This is a genomic window from Weissella thailandensis, assembly GCF_001932615.1.
GTDB classification, from domain to species: Bacteria; Bacillota; Bacilli; order Lactobacillales; family Lactobacillaceae; genus Weissella; species Weissella thailandensis.
In genome coordinates this window covers 1,341,461-1,361,898 of the sequence record NZ_CP014332.1, presented here as the reverse complement: position 1 = coordinate 1,361,898, position 20,438 = coordinate 1,341,461, and the positions used below count along the sequence as shown (strand labels likewise).

The 20,438-nt window shown below is 38.7% G+C and carries 18 protein-coding genes; all 18 read left to right on the top strand.

Features of this window, described 5'->3' with window-relative positions; translation table 11 throughout:
- The 18 genes from aspS (at position 1) to FOL01_RS06590 (ending at position 20,411) form a co-directional block, all read left to right on the top strand.
- Positions 1 to 1,806, top strand: coding sequence for an aspartate--tRNA ligase (aspS, locus tag FOL01_RS06675; RefSeq protein ID WP_075269907.1), 1,806 nt, complete (start codon positions 1 to 3; stop codon positions 1,804 to 1,806).
- A 253-nt stretch (positions 1,807 to 2,059) separates the two neighbouring features.
- The gene (locus FOL01_RS06670; RefSeq protein WP_075269906.1) at positions 2,060 to 2,941 is read left to right on the top strand and encodes a YitT family protein; all 882 of its coding nucleotides are present in this window, start codon (positions 2,060 to 2,062) and stop codon (positions 2,939 to 2,941) included.
- Between the two features lie 123 nt (positions 2,942 to 3,064).
- Positions 3,065 to 3,250: a 30S ribosomal protein S21 gene (gene rpsU / locus FOL01_RS06665; protein ID WP_002828392.1), complete on the top strand. Its 186-nt coding sequence runs from the start codon at positions 3,065 to 3,067 to the stop codon at positions 3,248 to 3,250.
- Between the two features lie 73 nt (positions 3,251 to 3,323).
- On the top strand, positions 3,324 to 3,764 hold the full coding sequence (locus FOL01_RS06660; protein ID WP_075269905.1) for a GatB/YqeY domain-containing protein: 441 nt from the start codon (positions 3,324 to 3,326) through the stop codon (positions 3,762 to 3,764).
- Positions 3,765 to 3,857: 93 nt separating this feature from the next.
- Positions 3,858 to 4,844 (top strand): PhoH family protein, encoded by a 987-nt coding sequence (locus FOL01_RS06655; RefSeq protein WP_075269904.1) that lies wholly within the window; start codon positions 3,858 to 3,860, stop codon positions 4,842 to 4,844.
- A gap of 2 nt (positions 4,845 to 4,846) precedes the next feature.
- Positions 4,847 to 5,329: an rRNA maturation RNase YbeY gene (gene ybeY / locus FOL01_RS06650; protein ID WP_075269903.1), complete on the top strand. Its 483-nt coding sequence runs from the start codon at positions 4,847 to 4,849 to the stop codon at positions 5,327 to 5,329.
- The gene (locus FOL01_RS06645; protein ID WP_075269902.1) at positions 5,313 to 5,738 is read left to right on the top strand and encodes a diacylglycerol kinase family protein; all 426 of its coding nucleotides are present in this window, start codon (positions 5,313 to 5,315) and stop codon (positions 5,736 to 5,738) included. The genes ybeY and FOL01_RS06645 overlap by 17 nt, the downstream gene beginning before the upstream one ends.
- 25 nt (positions 5,739 to 5,763) lie before the next feature.
- Positions 5,764 to 6,672 (top strand): GTPase Era, encoded by a 909-nt coding sequence (gene era, locus FOL01_RS06640; protein WP_075269901.1) that lies wholly within the window; start codon positions 5,764 to 5,766, stop codon positions 6,670 to 6,672.
- 57 nt (positions 6,673 to 6,729) lie between these two features.
- A complete protein-coding gene (recO, locus tag FOL01_RS06635; RefSeq protein ID WP_075269900.1) occupies positions 6,730 to 7,521 on the top strand; it encodes a DNA repair protein RecO in 792 nt (263 codons plus the stop codon).
- A 300-nt stretch (positions 7,522 to 7,821) separates the two neighbouring features.
- On the top strand, positions 7,822 to 8,748 hold the full coding sequence (gene glyQ, locus FOL01_RS06630) for a glycine--tRNA ligase subunit alpha (RefSeq protein ID WP_075269899.1): 927 nt from the start codon (positions 7,822 to 7,824) through the stop codon (positions 8,746 to 8,748).
- 1 nt (position 8,749) lies between these two features.
- A complete protein-coding gene (glyS, locus tag FOL01_RS06625; RefSeq protein ID WP_075269898.1) occupies positions 8,750 to 10,834 on the top strand; it encodes a glycine--tRNA ligase subunit beta in 2,085 nt (694 codons plus the stop codon).
- Between the two features lie 229 nt (positions 10,835 to 11,063).
- Positions 11,064 to 12,014, top strand: coding sequence for a TerC family protein (locus FOL01_RS06620; RefSeq protein ID WP_075269897.1), 951 nt, complete (start codon positions 11,064 to 11,066; stop codon positions 12,012 to 12,014).
- Positions 12,015 to 12,102: 88 nt separating this feature from the next.
- Positions 12,103 to 13,128, top strand: a complete 1,026-nt coding sequence (locus FOL01_RS06615) for a lactonase family protein (protein ID WP_075269896.1) — start codon at positions 12,103 to 12,105, stop codon at positions 13,126 to 13,128.
- Between the two features lie 126 nt (positions 13,129 to 13,254).
- Positions 13,255 to 14,397 (top strand): AI-2E family transporter, encoded by a 1,143-nt coding sequence (locus tag FOL01_RS06610; protein WP_075269895.1) that lies wholly within the window; start codon positions 13,255 to 13,257, stop codon positions 14,395 to 14,397.
- Between the two features lie 129 nt (positions 14,398 to 14,526).
- Positions 14,527 to 15,042, top strand: coding sequence for a tRNA (cytidine(34)-2'-O)-methyltransferase (locus FOL01_RS06605; RefSeq protein WP_075269894.1), 516 nt, complete (start codon positions 14,527 to 14,529; stop codon positions 15,040 to 15,042).
- A 43-nt stretch (positions 15,043 to 15,085) separates the two neighbouring features.
- Entirely contained in the window at positions 15,086 to 17,896 is a 2,811-nt protein-coding gene (locus FOL01_RS06600; RefSeq protein ID WP_075269893.1) for an FtsK/SpoIIIE family DNA translocase, read from the top strand.
- A gap of 369 nt (positions 17,897 to 18,265) precedes the next feature.
- Positions 18,266 to 19,168, top strand: a complete 903-nt coding sequence (locus FOL01_RS06595; RefSeq protein WP_075269892.1) for an ABC transporter ATP-binding protein — start codon at positions 18,266 to 18,268, stop codon at positions 19,166 to 19,168.
- Complete coding sequence (locus FOL01_RS06590; RefSeq protein ID WP_083603453.1) at positions 19,161 to 20,411, top strand: ABC transporter permease; 1,251 nt, start codon at positions 19,161 to 19,163, stop codon at positions 20,409 to 20,411. The genes FOL01_RS06595 and FOL01_RS06590 overlap by 8 nt, the downstream gene beginning before the upstream one ends.
- Positions 20,412 to 20,438 lie beyond the last annotated feature (27 nt).

The window sequence follows — 20,438 nt, the reverse complement described above, 5'->3', positions numbered from 1 at the left end:
ATGAAACGAACGAACTATGCAGGATTAATCGACGAAGAATATTTAGAGCAGGAAGTAACGCTTCAGGGATGGGTACAGAAGCGCCGTGATTTAGGTGGCTTAATTTTCGTTGATCTACGTGATCGTGAAGGTATCGTACAATTAGCCTTTTCAAATGAATTTGGCGAAGCAGCTTTAAAGGTTGCTGAAGATATGCGTACGGAATATGTTATCGAAGTGACTGGAACTGTTCAGTCACGTGGTGAAGGAGCGGTTAATGAAAATTTGCGTTCTGGTAAAATTGAAGTACACGTTACAGCTGCTAAAATTTTGTCAGAATCAAAGACGACACCCTTCTATATTGAAGACGACATCAATGTTTCTGATGAACTACGCCTAAAGTATCGTTACTTGGATCTACGTCGCCCTGAAATGCAACGTAATTTACGGATCCGTTCAAAGATAACAGCTGCAACGCATGAATTCTTGGATGCAAATGGGTTTATCGATATTGAAACACCATATCTTGCAAAATCAACACCTGAAGGGGCTCGCGACTATTTGGTGCCATCACGTGTCTATCCTGGATCATTTTATGCATTGCCACAGTCACCACAATTGTTTAAGCAATTGTTGATGGGAGCTGGTTTTGACCGTTACTATCAAGTTGCCCGTGCCTTCCGTGACGAGGATCTACGTGGTGATCGTCAACCTGAATTTACACAACTAGACGTTGAAATGTCATTTATGGATCAAGATGAAATCATGGACTTGGTATCTGATTGGGTAGCAGCCATTATGAAGCGGACTGTGAACTATGATCTTGATAAAACGGCTATTCCTGTTTTGGATTATGCTGAGTCAATGCGTCGTTTTGGAACTGATAAGCCTGATATGCGTTTTGGTTTGGAGTTGCAAGATCTATCAACATTAATGGCTGATTCAGAATTCGGTGTCTTTGCGAATGCTATCAAAAATGGTGGTGAAGTAAAGGCCATCGTTGTACCTGGTGGAGCTGATCACTATTCTCGTAAGGACATTGATAAGATGGCCCAATATGTGGCACGTTTTGGCGCAAAAGGATTAGCTTGGCTAAAAGTTAGCGATGAAGGTATTTCTGGTCCAATTGCGAAGTTCCTTAAGAATAAAGAAGCTGATTTGTTAGCAGAAACCAATGCACAGGCTGGTGATTTGCTATTATTTGCAGCAGATAATGAAAATGTTGTTGCTGCAACTTTGGATGCATTGCGTCGTCGTACGGCACAAGAATTAGATTTGATCGATGAAAGCAAGTGGGCCTTTGCTTGGGTTGTTAACTGGCCATTGTTTGATTACCAACCAGAAGAAAAGCGTTGGATTGCTGCTCATCATCCATTTACAATGCCAAATGAAGAAGATTTGCCATTATTGGAAACAACTGAAGGTGCCCATAAAGCGCATGCGCAATCTTATGACTTAGTGCTGAATGGTTATGAACTAGGTTCTGGTTCGATCCGTATTCACCAAATGGCCGTACAAGAGAAGATGTTGTCTGCGCTAGGATTTACTAAAGAAGCAGCACATGAAGCCTTTGGTTTCCTATTAGAAGGTATGGAGTATGGTTTCCCACCAATGGGTGGAATTGCGCTAGGACTTGATCGCTTAGCAATGTTGTTAGCTGGTCAGGATAACATTCGTGAAGTGATTGCCTTCCCTAAGAACTCTAAGGCGACAGAGCCAATGACTGAGGCACCAACACCGGTAGCTAAAGCACAAATTATTGGTGATTTGAAGTTAACGGCACCAGAGTATGCTGATGTCGCCGCACCAAATATGGCAGAAGAGTAAAGCAACGTGCAGTTATGCATACGTTGGATATTACTAAATAGTTATTAATTTAATCAATAAATAGGGCGGAACAGATAAAAATGTTCCGCCCTTTTTATTAACTAAAAAAGTCATAAATTGTGGCTAGGAACATATGATAAAAGATTGTCTTGGCGGGACTACAAGCTTTTAGTTTAATAACTTGGATAAAAGTACATCGCATGATAAAATCATAAACGGACTTATTGCAGTGTATTATGAAAGAATAGGGAAAATGGAGCAGTTAGAACAGTACTTTAATCAGCATCAATATTCAAGTCGTTTTGGTAGTGCCATGATTTATGCTTTGGCTTCGGCAGTTGCCTTGAACTTTTTTTGGACACCAGGACATATTTATTCATCGGGATTTACTGGATTAGCGCAGCTACTAAATACATTAGTCACTAGATTAATTGGTGTTCAAGTACCGGTTGGTGTTTGGTTGGTCTTGCTGAATTTACCATTATTTATTTTGGCTTATCGTAAAATTGGTAAGCGTTTTGCCTTCTTTACTGGTATGGCGATTCTGTTAGCAGCTATCGCTATGAATTGGATAAAGCAACCTACCCATTTGTGGACAGATGATCCCTTAGCGATGGCAATTTTTGGTGGTGCTATCAATGGTTTTGGAACGGGATTTGCTTTACGTAATGGGTTATCGACCGGTGGATTGGATATTATTGGTATCATCGTTCGACGTAAAACGGGCGCCAAAATGGGGGCAGTGAATTTAACCTTTAATTTCTTTATTCTAGTAGCATCTGGTGTGATGTTCGGTGTTCAATATGCGCTATTTACGGCAATTGGATTAGTAGTTAATGCACGTGTAATCGATTTAGTCTATACAAGACAACAAAAAATGCAAGTGATGATCGTTACAGAAGAGCCAGAGAAGGTAATTAGTGAGATTCAGGATGGTTTGCACCGTGGTATCACAATTGTTCATCAGGCCGAAGGTGGTTATAATCATCGAAAAAAAGAAATTTTATTTACAGTTATTTCGATGTACGAGCAATTTGAATTACACGAGGCTATTTCTCGGGTAGATCCAACAGCATGGGCATCGTTATGGCGAGTTGATCGAATCTTTGGTGGTTTCTATGAGCCGAAATTATAGGTGGCTATTTTAAAAGTAATGATTGACAAACACGCTTATTTTGATAGAATAATAAAGAACAAAGTGTGCGACATATATTGAATATAAGTTGAAATCTTCACACGTGAAGGGAGGGTAAACATTATGGCAAAGACTGTTGTTCGTAAGAATGAGTCTCTTGATGATGCTCTCCGTCGCTTTAAGCGTGGTGTATCAAAGGACGGTACTCTACAAGAATACCGTAAGCGTGAATTTTACATCAAGCCATCAGTACAACGTAAGTTGAAGGCTGAGGCCGCACGTAAGCGCAAGAACAAGAAGGGCCGTTAAAACGGTTCGCACCGGGCTATCCTAGTTGGTAGTCCGGTTTTGTTGTATAATGAAGAAAAAATAGGAGTATAGCATGGGACTATTAGCACAATTAACAGAAGATATGAAAGTGGCCATGAAGGCAAAGGATAAGGAAACGCTTAGTGTCATCCGTATGGTCAAGTCTGCATTATCAAATGAGCAAATTCAGTTAGGTCATGATTTGACACCTGATGAAGAAATGACAGTATTATCACGTGAAATGAAACAACGTGTGGAAGAATTGACTTCTTATCAGGAGGCTAATCGTGATGATTTGGCACAAAATATTCAGCAACAAATTGATGTTTTAAATAAATATATGCCTAAACAATTATCTGAATCAGAAGTGGAAGACATTGTTAAGGCAACCATCAGTGAAGTTGGTGCCACCAGCAAAGCTGATATGGGAAAGGTGATGGGTGCACTGATGCCAAAAGTTAAAGGAAAAGCTGATGGTAAGCTAGTTAGCCAAAAAGTGCAATCACTACTATAATTCCAAAACGGGGGTCTCCCCGATACATAAATAATTGCGTTATACTATACTTAAGCAAAAAGCAAAAACTTTGAAATGTGAGGGATTTAACGTTTGGCAACTCAAGTTGAAAAAATTTATCATTTTGAAAATGCAGAACAAGAAATTGGTTTAGTCGGACCACAAGACAGTCAGCTAAAATTGATTGAAGAAGGTTTGACAGTGACCTTATCGGTTTTGGGTGATCAATTAACGATAAAGGGTGATGCAGACAAGGTTGCAGCTGCTTATTCAGTCGTATCGGCACTAACATCATTGATCAGACGGGGTGTCAAGATAGGTCCCGCTGATATTGTGTCTGCTATCAATATGGCTGAGCGTGGTACAATAGAATACTTTGAAGATATGTATACTGAAACGCTACTGCGTGATGTTAAAGGTCGTCCGGTGAGAGTTAAAAATTATGGCCAGCGCCGTTATATTCATGCTATTCGCCAAAATGATATTACATTTGGGATTGGACCAGCAGGAACGGGTAAAACATATTTGGCCGTTGTTATGGCGGTTGCAGCAATGAAACGTGGGGATGTCGAGCGCATTATCATTACACGTCCAGCTGTTGAGGCAGGCGAAAGTCTTGGCTTTTTACCAGGCGATTTGAAGGAAAAAGTTGACCCTTATTTACGTCCAATTTATGATGCACTATATGCTGTTTTGGGTAAGGAACACACAGAACGTTTAATGGAGCGTGAAACGATTGAAATTGCTCCATTGGCGTATATGCGTGGTCGAACATTGGATGATGCTTTTATTATTTTAGATGAGGCTCAAAATACAACGCCACAACAAATGAAAATGTTCTTAACCCGTCTAGGATTTGGCTCAACAATGCTCGTTAATGGGGATGTTTCACAAATTGACTTACCAACAAAGACGCGCTCTGGGTTAATCCAAGCCCAAAGAGTATTATCAGATGTGCCACATATTTCTTTTGTGACATTTGATGCAGATGATGTTGTCCGACACCCGGTTGTTGGGGCAATTGTTAATGCTTATGAAGCGTATGATGTTAAACAAAACCAAACAAGTGAAAAGGATTAAAAATGGATTTAGCAATAATCGATCAGTCAAAGCCAGGAGTTCCAGAGGAACAAGTAGAATTAGTTAACGATGTTTTAAATTATGCTGGTAATTATCTATCTTTGCCAGATAATACTGAAATGTCGGTAACTTTTGTTAATAATGATGAGATTCAAAGATATAATCGGGAATATCGTGGTTTAGATAAAGCAACTGATGTCATTTCTTTTGCCATCGAAGATGATGGTGATGATATGCCCTTATTGATGGATGATGAGATGGTAGATGATATCGCGAAGAATATTGGTGATATTATTGTTTCGGTTGATAAAATTGGTGAGCAAGCTGAATATCTTGAGCACTCATATGAACGAGAACTAGGATTTTTGGTCGTACATGGATTCTTACACTTAAACGGATACGACCACATGCGAAGTGAAGCAGATGAAAAAATCATGTTTGATTTGCAGCGTGAAATATTAGATAGCTATGGACTCAAAAGATAATAAGAAAAAAGAAGATACCCATCAAGTGCATAAAAATTCCCATTTTGTGCAAGCATTTGGTCATGCCATGGCAGGAATCGGTGAATTATTGGTACGTGAGCGTAATATGCGCTTTCACATATTTGCTGCTTGTGTGGTACTGATCGTGGGAATTTACGTTGATTTAGGACGTTCCGATTGGTTGTGGATTTCAGTCGCAGTCTTTACTGTGATTAGTGCGGAGTTTTTGAACACAGTTGTTGAAGCCATTGTTGATTTAATAGTGGGTGAAAACTATCATCCATTAGCTAAAGTCGCTAAGGATGTTGCATCCGGGGGCGTCCTGGCTGCCGCTGCCTTTGCAATTGTTGTCGGTATCTTGATTTTCCAACCATATTTGCTACCCAATTTACAAATGATTTTTAAATAATAAAAAAGAAATAGAGAGAAGTTTAATGAGCGAACAAGAATTCAAGTCTGGGTTTATTGCCCTTGTTGGTCGACCAAATGTTGGAAAATCAACGCTTTTAAATAAGATGATTGGTGAAAAAATTGCCATCATGTCACCTAAAGCGCAGACGACCCGTAATAAGATTCAAGGAATTTACACAACTAATGAAGGTCAGATGGTTTTCATGGATACGCCTGGTATCCATAAGCCACATAATTCACTAGGTGATTACATGGTGAAAACTGCGATGTCAGCGCTACGTGAGTCAGATATGGTCTGGTTGTTAGTGAACGCAGATCAAGAACGTGGCGTTGGTGATGATTTCATCATTAATCGTTTAAAGGAATCAAATACGCCAGTTTATTTGATTATTAACAAAGTAGACTTAATTGACCGCGCCGAGGTGTTGAACCAAATTGCAGATTACAATGCACAGATGGACTTTGCCGAAATTTTCCCAATTTCTGCCCTAACTGGTGAAGGTGTGCCGGAGTTATTACGGTTTACAATGGATCATATGGCTGCTGGACCACAGTATTATCCAGAAGATCAATTAACAGATCACCCAGAACGTTTTATTATGAGTGAATTGATTCGTGAAAAGGTTTTGGAGTTAACTCGTCAAGAAGTACCGCATTCCGTTGCTGTCGTTATTGATAAGATTGCTCGTGAGGATGAGCAAAAGCTACATGTTCAAGCAACGATTGTCGTTGAGCGTCCGAGCCAAAAAAATATTATCATAGGTAAGCGTGGTGCTATGATCAAGGAAATTGGGATACGTGCCCGTAAAGATATTGAACGTTTACTTGGTGACAAAATATTCCTTGAGACTTGGGTGAAGGTGGAAGATCGTTGGCGCGATAAACCACAAGCCTTGCAATCATACGGTTACAAGGAAGATTCAGATATATAGTAAAAAACAAGAGTTTGGCAGTGGTTTTGTCTCACTCTTTTTTAATAGGTGAATAAAATGACAGAAGTTTTTGATGCAATTGTCCTGTATCAACGCGACCATAAAGAAAAAGACTTAATGGTCAAAATGTTAACACGCCAAGCTGGCAAACGAATGTTTTATATTCGTCATGGTAAAAGTCAAAGGTACCAATTTACTGCCGAAATCCAACCATTGAGTGCAGCTACCTTCGAGGGGACTATTAATACAACGGGTTTAAGTTTTATTAATGATGTGAAGGCGACCAAAGATACAACGTTTTTAATGACGGATATTGTTTTAAATGCATATATGACCTATATTTTAGGTTTGATTGATGCGGCCTTCCTTGATAATCAACCTATTACGAAATGGTACGATTTAATCATTGAAGCACTTAATAAATTGCAGAATGGCCTTGATCCACAGGGGATTGCAAACTATTTTGAGCTACAGTTACTACCTGTTTTTGGTATACGACCTACTTGGGGGCAATGTGTGATTTGTGGTCGTAGTGATTTGCCATTGGATTTCTCCGAAGAATTAAATGGCACTTTGTGTCAACAACACTGGTCAGCTGATGAGCACCGTTTGCACGTAGATACTAAGGCAGTTCGTATCCTATCTAAATTAGCAAATATTGATTTAAGGTTAGTTGGTACTCTGGATTTAAAGACGCAAACTAAGCAAGAAATGGCGCGTGTGATGGACAAGTTGTATGATGATCAGGTTGGTATTCATTTAAAATCTAAGTCATTTATTCAACAATTAGCTTCTTGGCAAAATCGAATGATGCAACGTGAGAAAAAAAACGACAATCAAACACCGTGAAATGTCCTTATTGACAAGTAAGTAAGGCGTGCTAAACTTATAAATTGTAAAGCTTACGACAATTAGTGGAAAAATTAATCTATTATTAGCGCAGCAAGCCATCGTTAATGTGAGGGTGGCCTAGTAATAATTAAGGGGCACTACTAATTAATAAACTCAATTAAAAAAGCTGCTAGTATTTCGGTACTAGAAGTAGGGTGGAACCGCGAAATTATCGTCCCTACATTAACCAATGTTTGATGGTTGATGTAGGGCTTTTTTGTGGCTTTACTCAGTAGAAAGAAAGGAATATTTGTCATAATGAGCGCAAAAATGAGTGTGCAAGATATTATTTTGACGTTACAAAAGTTTTGGGCTGACCAAGGAGCCATGTTAATGGAGGCCTATGATACCGAAAAAGGTGCGGGAACGATGAGCCCATTTACCTTTTTGCGTGCGAATGGTCCCGAACCATGGCATGCTGCCTACGTTGAGCCATCACGTCGACCAGCTGATGGTCGCTATGGTGATAATCCAAATCGTCTTTATCAGCATCACCAGTTCCAAGTAGTTATGAAGCCATCTCCTGATAATATTCAGGAATTATATTTGAATTCATTACGGGCACTGGGAATTGATCCGTTAGCTCACGATATTCGCTTTGTTGAAGATAACTGGGAAAACCCATCAATGGGAGCTGCTGGTATTGGTTGGGAAATTTGGCTTGATGGTATGGAAGTGACCCAGTTTACTTATTTCCAACAAGTTGGAGGTATCCAAGTTGATGCTGTCACGTCTGAAATTACTTACGGTTTGGAACGTTTGGCTTCGTATATTCAAGATGTGCCAACTGTTTATGATTTGGAATGGGGAAATGGCGTAATGTATGGTGATATCTTTAAGGAACCTGAATATGAGCATTCCGTTTATTCATTTGAAAAGTCGGATTCAGAGATGTTACTACGTCACTTTAACGAGTATGAAGCAGAAGCTAAAAAATTATTAGCAGAAGGCCTTGTTCATCCAGCCTATGATTATATCTTGAAGTCATCACACACATTTAATTTGTTAGATGCTCGTGGTACTGTGTCTGTTACTGAGCGTGCAAAATATCTTTCACGTATTCGAAACATGGCTCGTTCAGTCGCACGTGCATTTATTGATGAGCGTAAGAAACTAGGATTCCCACTATTAAAGGATGAAGAATTGCGGGCAAAGTACTTGCCAGCTGACGAGGAGGAAAACTAATATGGCAAACTTTTTATTAGAAATTGGTTTAGAAGAAATGCCAGCACATTTGGTGACACCAGCAATTGATCAACTGGTTGCACGTGCAGCAGATTTTATGAAAGAAAATCGGTTACAATATGGTGACATCAAGCCATTTTCAACACCTCGTCGTTTGGCAATCTTAATTTCAGATGTTGCTGATAAAGCAGATGATTTAACGAAAGAAATTAAAGGACCTGCTAAAAAAGCCGCTTTTGATAAAGAAGGTAATTATTCAAAGGCAGCCCAAGGATTTGCTCGTGGTCAAGGCATGACGACTGATGATATTACTTTTAAAGAGTTCAAGGGTAATGAGTATATCTTTGTAACAAAGTTCGAGGCTGGTCAACCAGCTACAGAAGTTTTGGCGGGCTTTAAAGAAGTCATCACAAGTATGACCTTTACAACAACGATGAAATGGGCACGTCATACATTTGAGTATGTACGACCAATTCGTTGGATTGTTGCCTTGCTTGATAATACAGTTGTACCATTTAATATCTTGGATGTCGTTTCAGGACGCGAAACCCGTGGTCACCGTTTCTTGGGTCAAACCATTGAAATTGAAAATGCAACTGATTACGAAAATGATTTGGAAAAAGTATACGTCCAGGCCGATGCTGATAAGCGTAAGGCTAATATTGTTTCTCAAATTGATGCACTTGCAGCAGAAAACAAATGGCAGATTGAAAAGGATGCTGACTTATTAGAGGAAGTTAATAATATTGTTGAGTATCCAACTGCCTTTGTGGGTCGTTTCGATGCTGAGTACTTAGAATTACCTGATGAAGTTTTGATTACTTCAATGCGTGAGCACCAGCGATTCTTCCATGTTATTGATGAGTCGGGATCATTATTACCATATTTTGTCTCAGTACGTAATGGTAATAATGAACACTTAGATAACGTTATTGCTGGAAATGAAAAGGTGTTGGTTGCTCGTTTGGAAGATGCCAAGTTCTTTTATCATGAGGACCAAAAGAATGACATAGACTTTTATAATAATAAGTTGCAGGTTGTTTCGTTCCACGCTAAATTAGGTTCAGTTGCTAGTCATACAACTCGTGTTCAAGCACTAGCTGCTATAATTGGTCACAATATTTCATTGACTGAAAACGAACAGCATCAATTAGCTCGCGCTGCCGAGATTTATAAGTTCGACTTAATGACGGGCATGGTTGGCGAATTTGACGAATTACAAGGTGTGATGGGTGAGAAATATGCCTTGTTATTTGGCGAAGATCCAGCCGTTGCCCAAGCAGTTCGTGAGCATTATATGCCAATTTCTGCGGATGGAGATCTACCAGAATCTGTGCTTGGTAAAGTTTTGGCCTTGGCTGACAAGTTAGATAGTCTGCTATCATTCTTTGCGGGTGGTATGATGCCATCAGGTTCTAATGATCCATATGCGCTACGTCGTGCTGCTTCTGGTGTGGTTAATATTTTGCATGCGAATGATTGGCATTTGCCAGTCAGTGATCTCCTATCAGCATTGGTTGATGGTGTCTTAGCGGATGATGGTTATATGGGTCTTCCTGAAGATGTCGCTCATAACTTACAAGCTGTGATTAACGATGTACTTGCATTCTTAACCGATCGTGTTGTCAAAGCACTTCAGACTGAAAAGGTTCGTTATGATGTTATTAACGCGGTAACTACTGGTAAATTAACAGATACAACGCAAATGTTTACATCAGCAAATGCGTTATTGGCACATAGCGAAGACCAAATGTTCCGTGAAGGGGTCGAATCATTGACTCGTGTGATGCGTTTAACTTCTAAAAACCCAACGGATGCAGCTGTTGATACGGCTTTGTTTGAAAATGAGGCCGAAAAGCAACTTTATGATGTAATCGGATCATTCGCTGATAAAGCATTTACGACGGATGAATTATTTGCTGCATTATTAAGTTTGCAACCAGCTATTGCTGCATACTTTGATCAAACTATGGTTATGGTTGACGATGAAGCTGTCAAGCAGAACCGTCTAGCAACTTTGCAGTTGGTTTCTGATCAAGCAGAAAAAGTTGGTAACTTTATGGCGCTTGATGTGAAATCAAACTAATTTTCTGATAAATACGAATAATTTTCATAACAAAGGTTGGAACAAAATGATTGTTCCAACCTTTTTGTGTTAAAAATATCGCAAATCACGTGACATATCGGCTTCAAAACAACTTTTGTCACGCTCTGAATTTTTTAATTATATTTAAGGCTTCATCAGGTACAGTAAGTACATCAAATTTATTGACAATGTCGCTCTATCAGTACCATAAAAGAAAGTTGAGATATCGATGGCGGTTAGTTTAGGTTATTGGGTGTTATTTTTTGCTTTTGTCATTATTATGTTGGCATTGGATTTAGGAGTATTTCATAGAGGTAACCATGCACCAACGATGAAATCATCATTATTGTGGAGTGCCTTTTGGATTGCTTTGGCCTTTATATTTAGTGGTATCATTTGGCAGACAATGGGTAGTACTCACGCGTTGGATTTTATTACGGCATACCTCTTAGAGAAATCATTAAGTATCGATAATTTATTTATTTTCATACTGGTTTTCGGATTTTTCAATATTGATCTCAAGTACCAGCATCGCTTATTATTTTGGGGTGTCTTTGGTGCTTTGATTATGCGAGTGCTGTTTATCTTTGGTGGTGCAGCCTTATTGCATCGCTTTGTTTGGTTAATGTATCTATTTGGTATTTTCCTAATTATTACGGGTGTTAGAATGCTCTTTGAGAAAGATGAGCAACAGGATCTGAATGATAATCGCTTTATTAAGTTACTACGTAAATTTTTACCGATCAAAGAAGGGGTTACTGAACCACATTTTATTGTGAAAGAAAACGGTAAGCGCTATGCAACACAGTTTTTGATAGCACTATTATTTATTGAAGGAACTGACTTATTATTCGCAGTTGATTCAATTCCTGCCGTATTAGCGGTCACTCAAAATACCTTTATTGTGGTGACGTCAAATATTTTCGCGATTATGGGATTACGTTCACTGTACTTTGCCTTATCTGGTATTTTACCGATGTTTCGATACATCAAGTATGCACTTGCCATTATTTTGGCATTCATTGGTACTAAGATGATTTTCAACGAAGGGATGAAAGCACTAGGGAGTACATGGCATATTTCCAATATTGTGTCATTAATTGTTATTGTCACGCTATTGATTATTTCGATTATTGCATCAGTGATAGTGAGTCGCGTGCAAGAACGTCGTAAATTTTAGCCCATATGGATGCCAGTTAATTATATATGCAAATTATGATATAATGTAGGCAACTTGAATCAATACTAGTGAGAAAGTGAGCGTGAAAATGGCAATAGAACATATTTTATTTGGAACTTATACAAAACGTGTTTCAAAAGGAATTTATGTTGCAGATTTCGATACTGAGTCAGGTCAGTTATCTAATCAAAATCTTGTGGCAGAACTTGGTTCACCTACTTATTTGGCATTAAGTAAAGCCAACAAGTTATACGCGGTTGATAAGGGTGACGGCGAAGGTGGTGTTGCTGTCTATGATTATAAAGATGGTCATGCAACATTACAGCAAGAGGTGCTTACTGAAGGGGCAGCACCAGCATATGTTGCGGTCGATGAATCACGTCAATTAGTATATACAGGAAACTATCATAAAGGGACATTGGATGTGTATGCAATTGCTGAAAATGGTAATTTGGCTTTAACTGATTCATATCAATCTGAAGGAAAAGGTCCTCGTCCAGAGCAAGAAGGTACACATGTTCACTTCAGCAATTTAACACCTGATAATCGGGTAGTAGTGGCTGACTTGGGAGCTGATAAGGTGCTAACGTTTGACGTTTCTAGTGAAGGTAAATTAGCCTTGGTTGCAACGTTTAATACTGAAGCTGGTTTTGGACCACGTCACATTCGTTTTAGTCCCGATGGTCAATATGCTTATCTACTTGGAGAACTATCATCTAAGTTATCAGTATTAAAGTATCATGAAGATGGTTCATTTACTTTGTTACAAACCGTTTTGATGATTCCTGAAAACTGGGATGCTCATAATGGTGGTGCTGCTATCTATGTATCAAAAGATGGCCGCTTTATTTATACATCAAATCGTGGGCACAACTCAATTGCAGTATTTGCGGTTAAAGCAGATGGTGCTGCCGTTGAACACATGCAATGGGTTTCAACTGAAGGAGATTTTCCACGAGATTTTGCCTTAAATCCTGAGGAAAATTACTTAGTTGCAGCTAACCAAAATACTGATAATGTTTCAGTATATTCACGTAATGGTGATACTGGAAAGCTTAGTCTGGTTCAAAAGGACTTTGCTATACCAGAAGCAATTCGTGTTTTGTTTGTTTAATTAATGATTTGTTATTAATCGTGAATGATTCCCCTTATGGTGATGCATATAAGCTTTATGTGCACCAGATGGGGATTTTTTATAAAAAATAATTGTGTAAATCTTATTATAAAGAGAGGCAAAAACATGAAAGAAAAGCCAAATGGTCAATCAATTTTTCAGCGTTGGATGCTGGATAACAAGGTTGTATCTGCAATGTTAATGATTTTATTATTTTTAATAATTATTTTTATGCTTCATAAAGTAGAATTTATTTTCGCACCAGTTGCGGAATTCTTTAGGGCCGTTGGTGCGCCAATCATTATTGCAGGTGTATTTTATTTCTTATTGAATCCGATGGTCGATTGGGCAGAACGTCGGTATAATTTTCCGAGAATCGCCACTATTTCAATTCAATTTTTAGTTTTGGCTGTTTTGATTGTTTGGGGATTAGCAGTGTTTATTCCCTGGGTAAGTAGCCAAATTGGTAGTTTGGTTGAAGAATGGCCAACCTATTGGCATAAAATTGTGCACATGGTTGATCAATTTACATCAAACAAACAATTTAACGCTATTAATAAATGGTTTAATACAACTAACACTGAAATATCAAGTTGGTTACAAGATTATTCAGCCGAATATGCTAAGAAAGGGCTACATGGTGTGTCTTCTGTTGTGGGAACAGTCACTAGTGTTGTGATTGCTATTATTACGTTCCCATTTGTCCTATTTTATTTGCTAAAAGATGGTCATCAGATGCCAGCGTATATAGCAAAGTTTTTGCCAGCCAAAGCACGCCGCTCATTTTTAGAGACGCTAAAAGAAATTAGTACGCAAATTTCAAATTACATTCGTGGCCAAATTGCAGTTGCGTTTGCAGTAATGATTATGTTTGCGATTGGGTATACAATTATAGGCTTGCCCTATGGTTGGTTAATAGCCATTGTCGCTGGAATTTTGAATATTATTCCTTTCCTAGGATCATTTTTGGCAATGGTGCCAGCAATTGTTGTCGGTATTTTTGTTTCGCCAATCATGTTGATATCTGTTCTGATTGTCTTCATGATTGAGCAAACGTTAGAAGGACGACTGATTTCACCAAAGCTATTAGGATCTTCAATGAAAATTCATCCGGTAACCGTGTTGATTGTTCTATTATCGGCGGGTAATGTATTTGGTATTCTAGGTGTTGTTTTTGGGGTACCAGGATATGCTATCTTGAAGGTATTGATTTACCGTTTCTATAGTTGGTGGGAGTCGACTTCTGATATCTTTAAAGAAACTGACTAGAATTAAAACATTAATAAATTTTGACAAGTATAGCGCAAGGTAACTAAAGTACGTGCTATACTTGTTTTTGTATGCATTAATCACGTATAGGTTAAAAAATAGCCTAAGAAGAATAGGAGAAGTTAAATTATGAGTACGAATCACATTGTTTTGTTTGAACCATTAATGCCAGCAAATACGGGGAATATTGCGAGAACTGCTACCGGAACTAACGCGAAATTGGATTTAATTGAACCACTAGGTTTTAAATTAGATGATAAGCATGTTAAACGTGCTGGTTTAGACTACTGGGATAATGTTGATATTACCGTTCACAAGAACTTGCCTGCTTTTATGGCAACGCTAAAAGATACTGATGAATTGTTCCTTATCTCTAAATTTGCAAAACAGTCATATCATCAAGCTGATTATACAAATCCCGATCATGATTATTATTTCTTATTTGGTAAAGAAACAACTGGCTTGCCTGAGCCCTTTATGAAGGAGCATCCAGATCAAGCTTTGCGTATCCCACAAAATGATGATCACATTCGTTCACTAAATCTTTCAAATACAGCAGCAATTGTTATTTATGAAGTTTTGCGTCAACAAAGTTTTCCTAATCTTGATCTGACTCATGAATATGATTACGATAAACTGAAGTAAACACTAGATGATTGGTCTCTAATTTTTAAGAAAGGAGGACCATATGGCATATAAAAAGAGTACAACTAGGAAAAAGACAACGAAGGGTCGGCCAAGAAAAACAACACCAAGGAAGACAACTCATCGTAAGAAAAAAAACAATGATACTTTGGATTGGTTTATTTCACGTTTACCACAGATTTCGGGATTGATTGCAGTTATTTTAACCATCCTAGCAATTGCTAAAGTCGGATTGGTAGGAAAATTAGTGGCAAACTTAGTCCGCTTATTGGTGGGTGGTTCTTATCAAGTCTTGTTGATTGTCTTGTTGATACCGTTTCTAGTTGTCATGGCATATGGAACATGGCCGCCTCGATTGAAATGGCATCATTATCTAGGCTTTACCACATTTTATGTGGGCATTATGTTGATTGGTTCGATTTTGTTATTTAATAAGATGGATTTGCATAGCGATTATGTTGTCACTATTCAACAGTTGATCAATCAAGATTTAAATAATCATGCGGTTACAACGCCAGTCGGTGGTGGTATTATTGGTGCGTTTATCTATCAATATACTTATTTAGCCACAGGTAATTTTGGCTCATGGCTGCTTGCTATCGTGTTATTGATTGTTGGTAATGTTGTGATGTTCCGCTTACCGATACGCAGCGTCTTTGATAATTTCTTTACGTTTGCTGAAGGCGCAGGTGATTTAGTACAGACGCAGGCGACAACGGCCCATGAAAAAATGACAGAATCAATTAGTACGTTCCGCACAAAACAAAAAGATCGTCAGCAAGAGGCGATGAAGGATTTCTTTAATGAAGATCCTTTTAGTTCTAACCAAGAGAAGAAAGAAAATCCATTACCTGAGGCGTCTTCATCGGGTGAAGTTCATTTTAAGGTACCCGATAAGAAACAAACATTAACTGATAATGATGCAGAAGCTTCGGTTACTAAGTTTGTGGTACCTGAAATCGTGGCACCGACATCTCAGCATGATCAACAGGCAACAGTGTCCGTTGATCCGGAATTAATGAAAAAGAGCCAGTCAAGTAGTGCCGCAGCAACTGAACCTAAAGCACAGCGAGCTGCTGCTTCAAAGGCTCCTGCTTCAATGCAATCAAGCGCACCACAGCACGCAAAGACAAGTTTTGATTCTAAACGAGTGGTTCAGTCAGCGGATCCAGTTGAACCAGTTGTCTATGGCGAAGACTTAGCGGACGATGATTTGCTACCAGGTCAGGATGTGCCACTGTCACATGTGGATATGCTAGATCGACCGGCAAAAAGTGAAGCTAAGCAAACAACGCATCAAGCAAATATGCATGTGACACCATCAGCAATGTCGGAACCAACGCCAGATGTTGATGCAAGCGGGTTGGCAACCGTGGTTAGTGATGAAGACTATCGCATACCAACAACGCAGTTATTACAACAAATTGGTTCGACTGATCAATCACAAGAGCGTGATGCCCTTAGTGAAAAAGCCCAGATTCTTCATCAAACATTGCAGAGTTTCAAGATTAATGCAACAGTTGAAAAGGTTGTGTTGGGACCAACAGTTACTCAGTATGAGATTAAACCGGCTGTTGGGGTCAAAGTTTCGAAAATCCAGAATTTGGCTGATGATTTAGCGTTAGCATTAGCAGCAAAATCATTACGTATTGAAGCACCAATTCCTGGAAAAAATGTTGTTGGTATTGAAGTTGCCAATGATCAACAAGCGACAGTTGGTTTTCGTGACATGGTTGAAGAAGCCGGTATTGACACTGATAAACCATTGGTTGTACCAATCGGACGAGGTGTCACAAGCGGAGTTGTCAAAGTTGATTTGACTAAAATGCCACACTTGCTAATTGCTGGTTCGACTGGTTCAGGAAAATCAGTGGCTATTAATGGTATTTTAGCTTCAATTCTATTACAAGCTAAACCTTCACAAGTACGTTTGATGCTTGTTGACCCTAAAAAAGTGGAGTTGTCAGTTTATAACGACATTCCGCATCTGATTACACCAGTTGTTTCGGATCCTAAAAAGGCAGCTTTGGGACTAAAGAAGGTTGTTGCTGAGATGGATCGTCGCTTTAAGTTATTGGCTGAAGAAGGTGTCCGTAATATTGACGGTTATAATAAGCTAATGAAAAAGCGTGATGAAACCGAAAAAGGTGTTGCTTCGCAAAAATTGCCATATCTAGTTGTTATTATTGATGAGTTGGCTGATTTGATGATGACGTCATCTGTATCAGGAGACGTTGAAAATGCCATTGTTCGAATCGCGCAATTGGGACGTGCTGCTGGTATCCATATGATTGTTGCCACACAACGGCCATCGGTTGATATTATTACTGGATTGATTAAAGCGAACGTGCCATCACGAATGGCTTTCGCCGTATCCTCTGGTGTTGATTCACGTACTATCTTAGATGGTAATGGTGCTGAGAAACTATTAGGCCGTGGTGATATGTTATTTGCGCCAATCGGGTCAAATGGGCCACAACGTGTCCAAGGTGCGTTTATATCTGATGATGATGTTGAAGCAATTACTGATTATATTAAGCAACAAGGTAGTGCACAATATGATGAATCAATGTCAGTATCAGATGCTGAAGTACAGGCATTAGAAAATGGTCATGGCTCAGGTAATGACGAATTGGATGAAAAGTGGGATGAAGTTTTGGAATTCATTCTTCGTGCAAATGGTGCATCGACATCATCTATTCAACGTCATTTCGGGATGGGCTATAATCGTGCTGGACGAATTATTGATGCCTTAGAAGATCGTGGCTTAATCGGTCCGGCAAATGGTTCTAAACCACGTGAGTTGAAGTTTACTGCTGAAATGATGGATCGTTTTAAAAAGAGTTCACAGTAAGAAATGAGCAATTCAGGTTTTCTGAATCACGATTAAAAATTTTTAGATTAAATGAAAGAGGTTGGGACCGAACAACGGTCCCAACCTCTTTGTGCTAAAAATGCATTAATTATAAGGTTATAATTTTATAGCATAAACGCGTTACAAACCGGCTTCAAAGCGACTTTTGTCTCGCCCTTTTTTTGTGTTAAAAATGTATTAATTATGTTTCTCTGTCATTCTTATCACATCGCCGAATTTTAAAGTGACGTTCTCTTTTTTAACATCTTAAAATGATAGTATTGATGATTTTTAATTTAAAAGATAGTTATTTTGACAAAATATGCTATCCTAATAGTGTTAACTGCCAATTATGATAGGAGTTTTTGCATGATAGAATTAAAAAATTTAACAAAAGAGTTTGGTGATAAAATTGCGGTTGACAATATGAATATGCAATTAGAAGCAGGACATGTCGTTGGTTTAATTGGCCAGAATGGTGCTGGAAAAACTACAACTTTCCGAATGATGCTGGATTTTATTAAGCCCACACATGGTACGATTACTTGGGATAATCATGCTATTACAAACCGAGATAGGCAAAATATTGGTTTTTTGCCTGAAGAACGTGGCTTGTATCAAAAATTGAGTGTTGAACAACAAGTTGTTTATTTTGCTGCACTACATGGTATGTCGAAGGGTGATGCAAAACAAAAATTAAAGCATTGGATGGATAGACTGGACGTTGTGGGTAAGGTAACTGATAAAGTCCAAAGTCTGTCTAAAGGTAATGCACAAAAAGTTCAATTAATTGCCACGGTGATTACTGAACCATCATTACTGATATTGGATGAACCATTTACTGGTCTCGATCCAGTTAATGCCCAACTCATGATGAATGAAATTTTACGCCTGAAGCATAACGGAGCGATGATTATCTTTAGTTCACATAATATGAGTGGTGTTGAAAAGTTATCAGATGAATTATTAATGTTAAAACATGGACAGACAGTGCTAAGTGGAGGCTTATCCGATATTAGAGAGTCATTTGGACGTAGTGAAATCTACTTAGAAGCACCTGTAGCAGATGCGGAATTATTAGCAGTACCAGGTGTTGTCTCGGTTGAGAAAGAAGGGGATGGCCGGCATCTGAAGTTATCAGATGATCATGTTGGTAAAGAGGTGTTCAGGATTGTTGCTCGAGACGGGTATGTACCGGTGTTTGCACAGACACCACCCACATTAGATGAAATTTTCCGTCGTGAAGTTGCCGGGGGTATTAAAAATGACTAGACATCAATTATTTTTGGTTGCCCGACAGACCTATATGAATCGCATGAAAACATTCGGCTTTTGGTCGGTTGTTTTAGCGCCATTATTAATTTTACTTGTTATCTTCGGCATTGCGTTTGCAATAGATGCTACTAAAAGTGATGAGAAACCTACTGTAGCAATAGTGAATAACACAGCACTAACGACGTATTTGGAAAAGAATAAATCGGTTGGTGCACGGTATACGAATGTCACCTCGTCGGCTAAAGCCAAACAAGCCTTGCGTAATGATAAAATTGATGGTTATTTGACTTCGCAACATGAGCGTTATCATTTAACGATGGCCAAAGATGCTGAGTCATTATCTGAAGATACTTTGCAAACGACGATTAATCAATATTATATGGTTAATCAAGCAGCCAAATTGCATTTAGATACGAAACAATTACAAGATTTGATTCAACCACCATCGTTTAATTCAACTGTCTATAGCAACAATGGTAAAACATCGGCGGGTGGTGTATCTTCGAACGCTGCTAATAGCATGCTAGCCGGTGGCTTAGGTATCTTTATATTTATTTTTCTAACGGCGTATGTCGGCATGATTGCTCAAGAAATTGCGAATGAAAAGTCTTCGCGAATTATGGAAATTTTGTTAGCAGTCACTTCGGCTGGAGTACAATTTTTTGGTAAACTATTAGGCGTTGCTGCGCTGGCAATTACCCATGGTATTGTGTATGTTGTGGCGGGTGTCATTGGCTATGCCTTTGTACCTGATAATAAATACGTTGACATGGCTAAGGAGCTACTTACTGGCGTTGATGTTGGCTTTGCCGTAATGACAGGATTGTTAGCGATTGTTGGGATATTCTTGTACATGATTCTAACAGCAATTATATCGGCAATGATCAATGACTTGAGTCAAGTACAACAAGCTGTATCTCCAATTACTTATATGGCGATGATTGGCTATATTTTGACGTTTATCCTTGAAGGCCAGCCACATAATATGTTGATCAATACATTGTCTTATGTGCCGTTTGTATCTCAGACACTTATGCCAGCACGCTTAGGATTACAATATGCTAATATGACAGATGCATTCGTTGCATTAGTATTAGAAGTTATTGTGCTAATTTTCTTGGCCAGATACGGATTACGAGTTTATAAGAAAAATGTGTTAACATACAGTGATGGTAATATTACTAAAGCAGCTTTATTGAGCTTAAAAGGATTATTTAGTAAAAAAACAATTGATGATTAACGGTAACAACCCTATGCTATTGAGAAA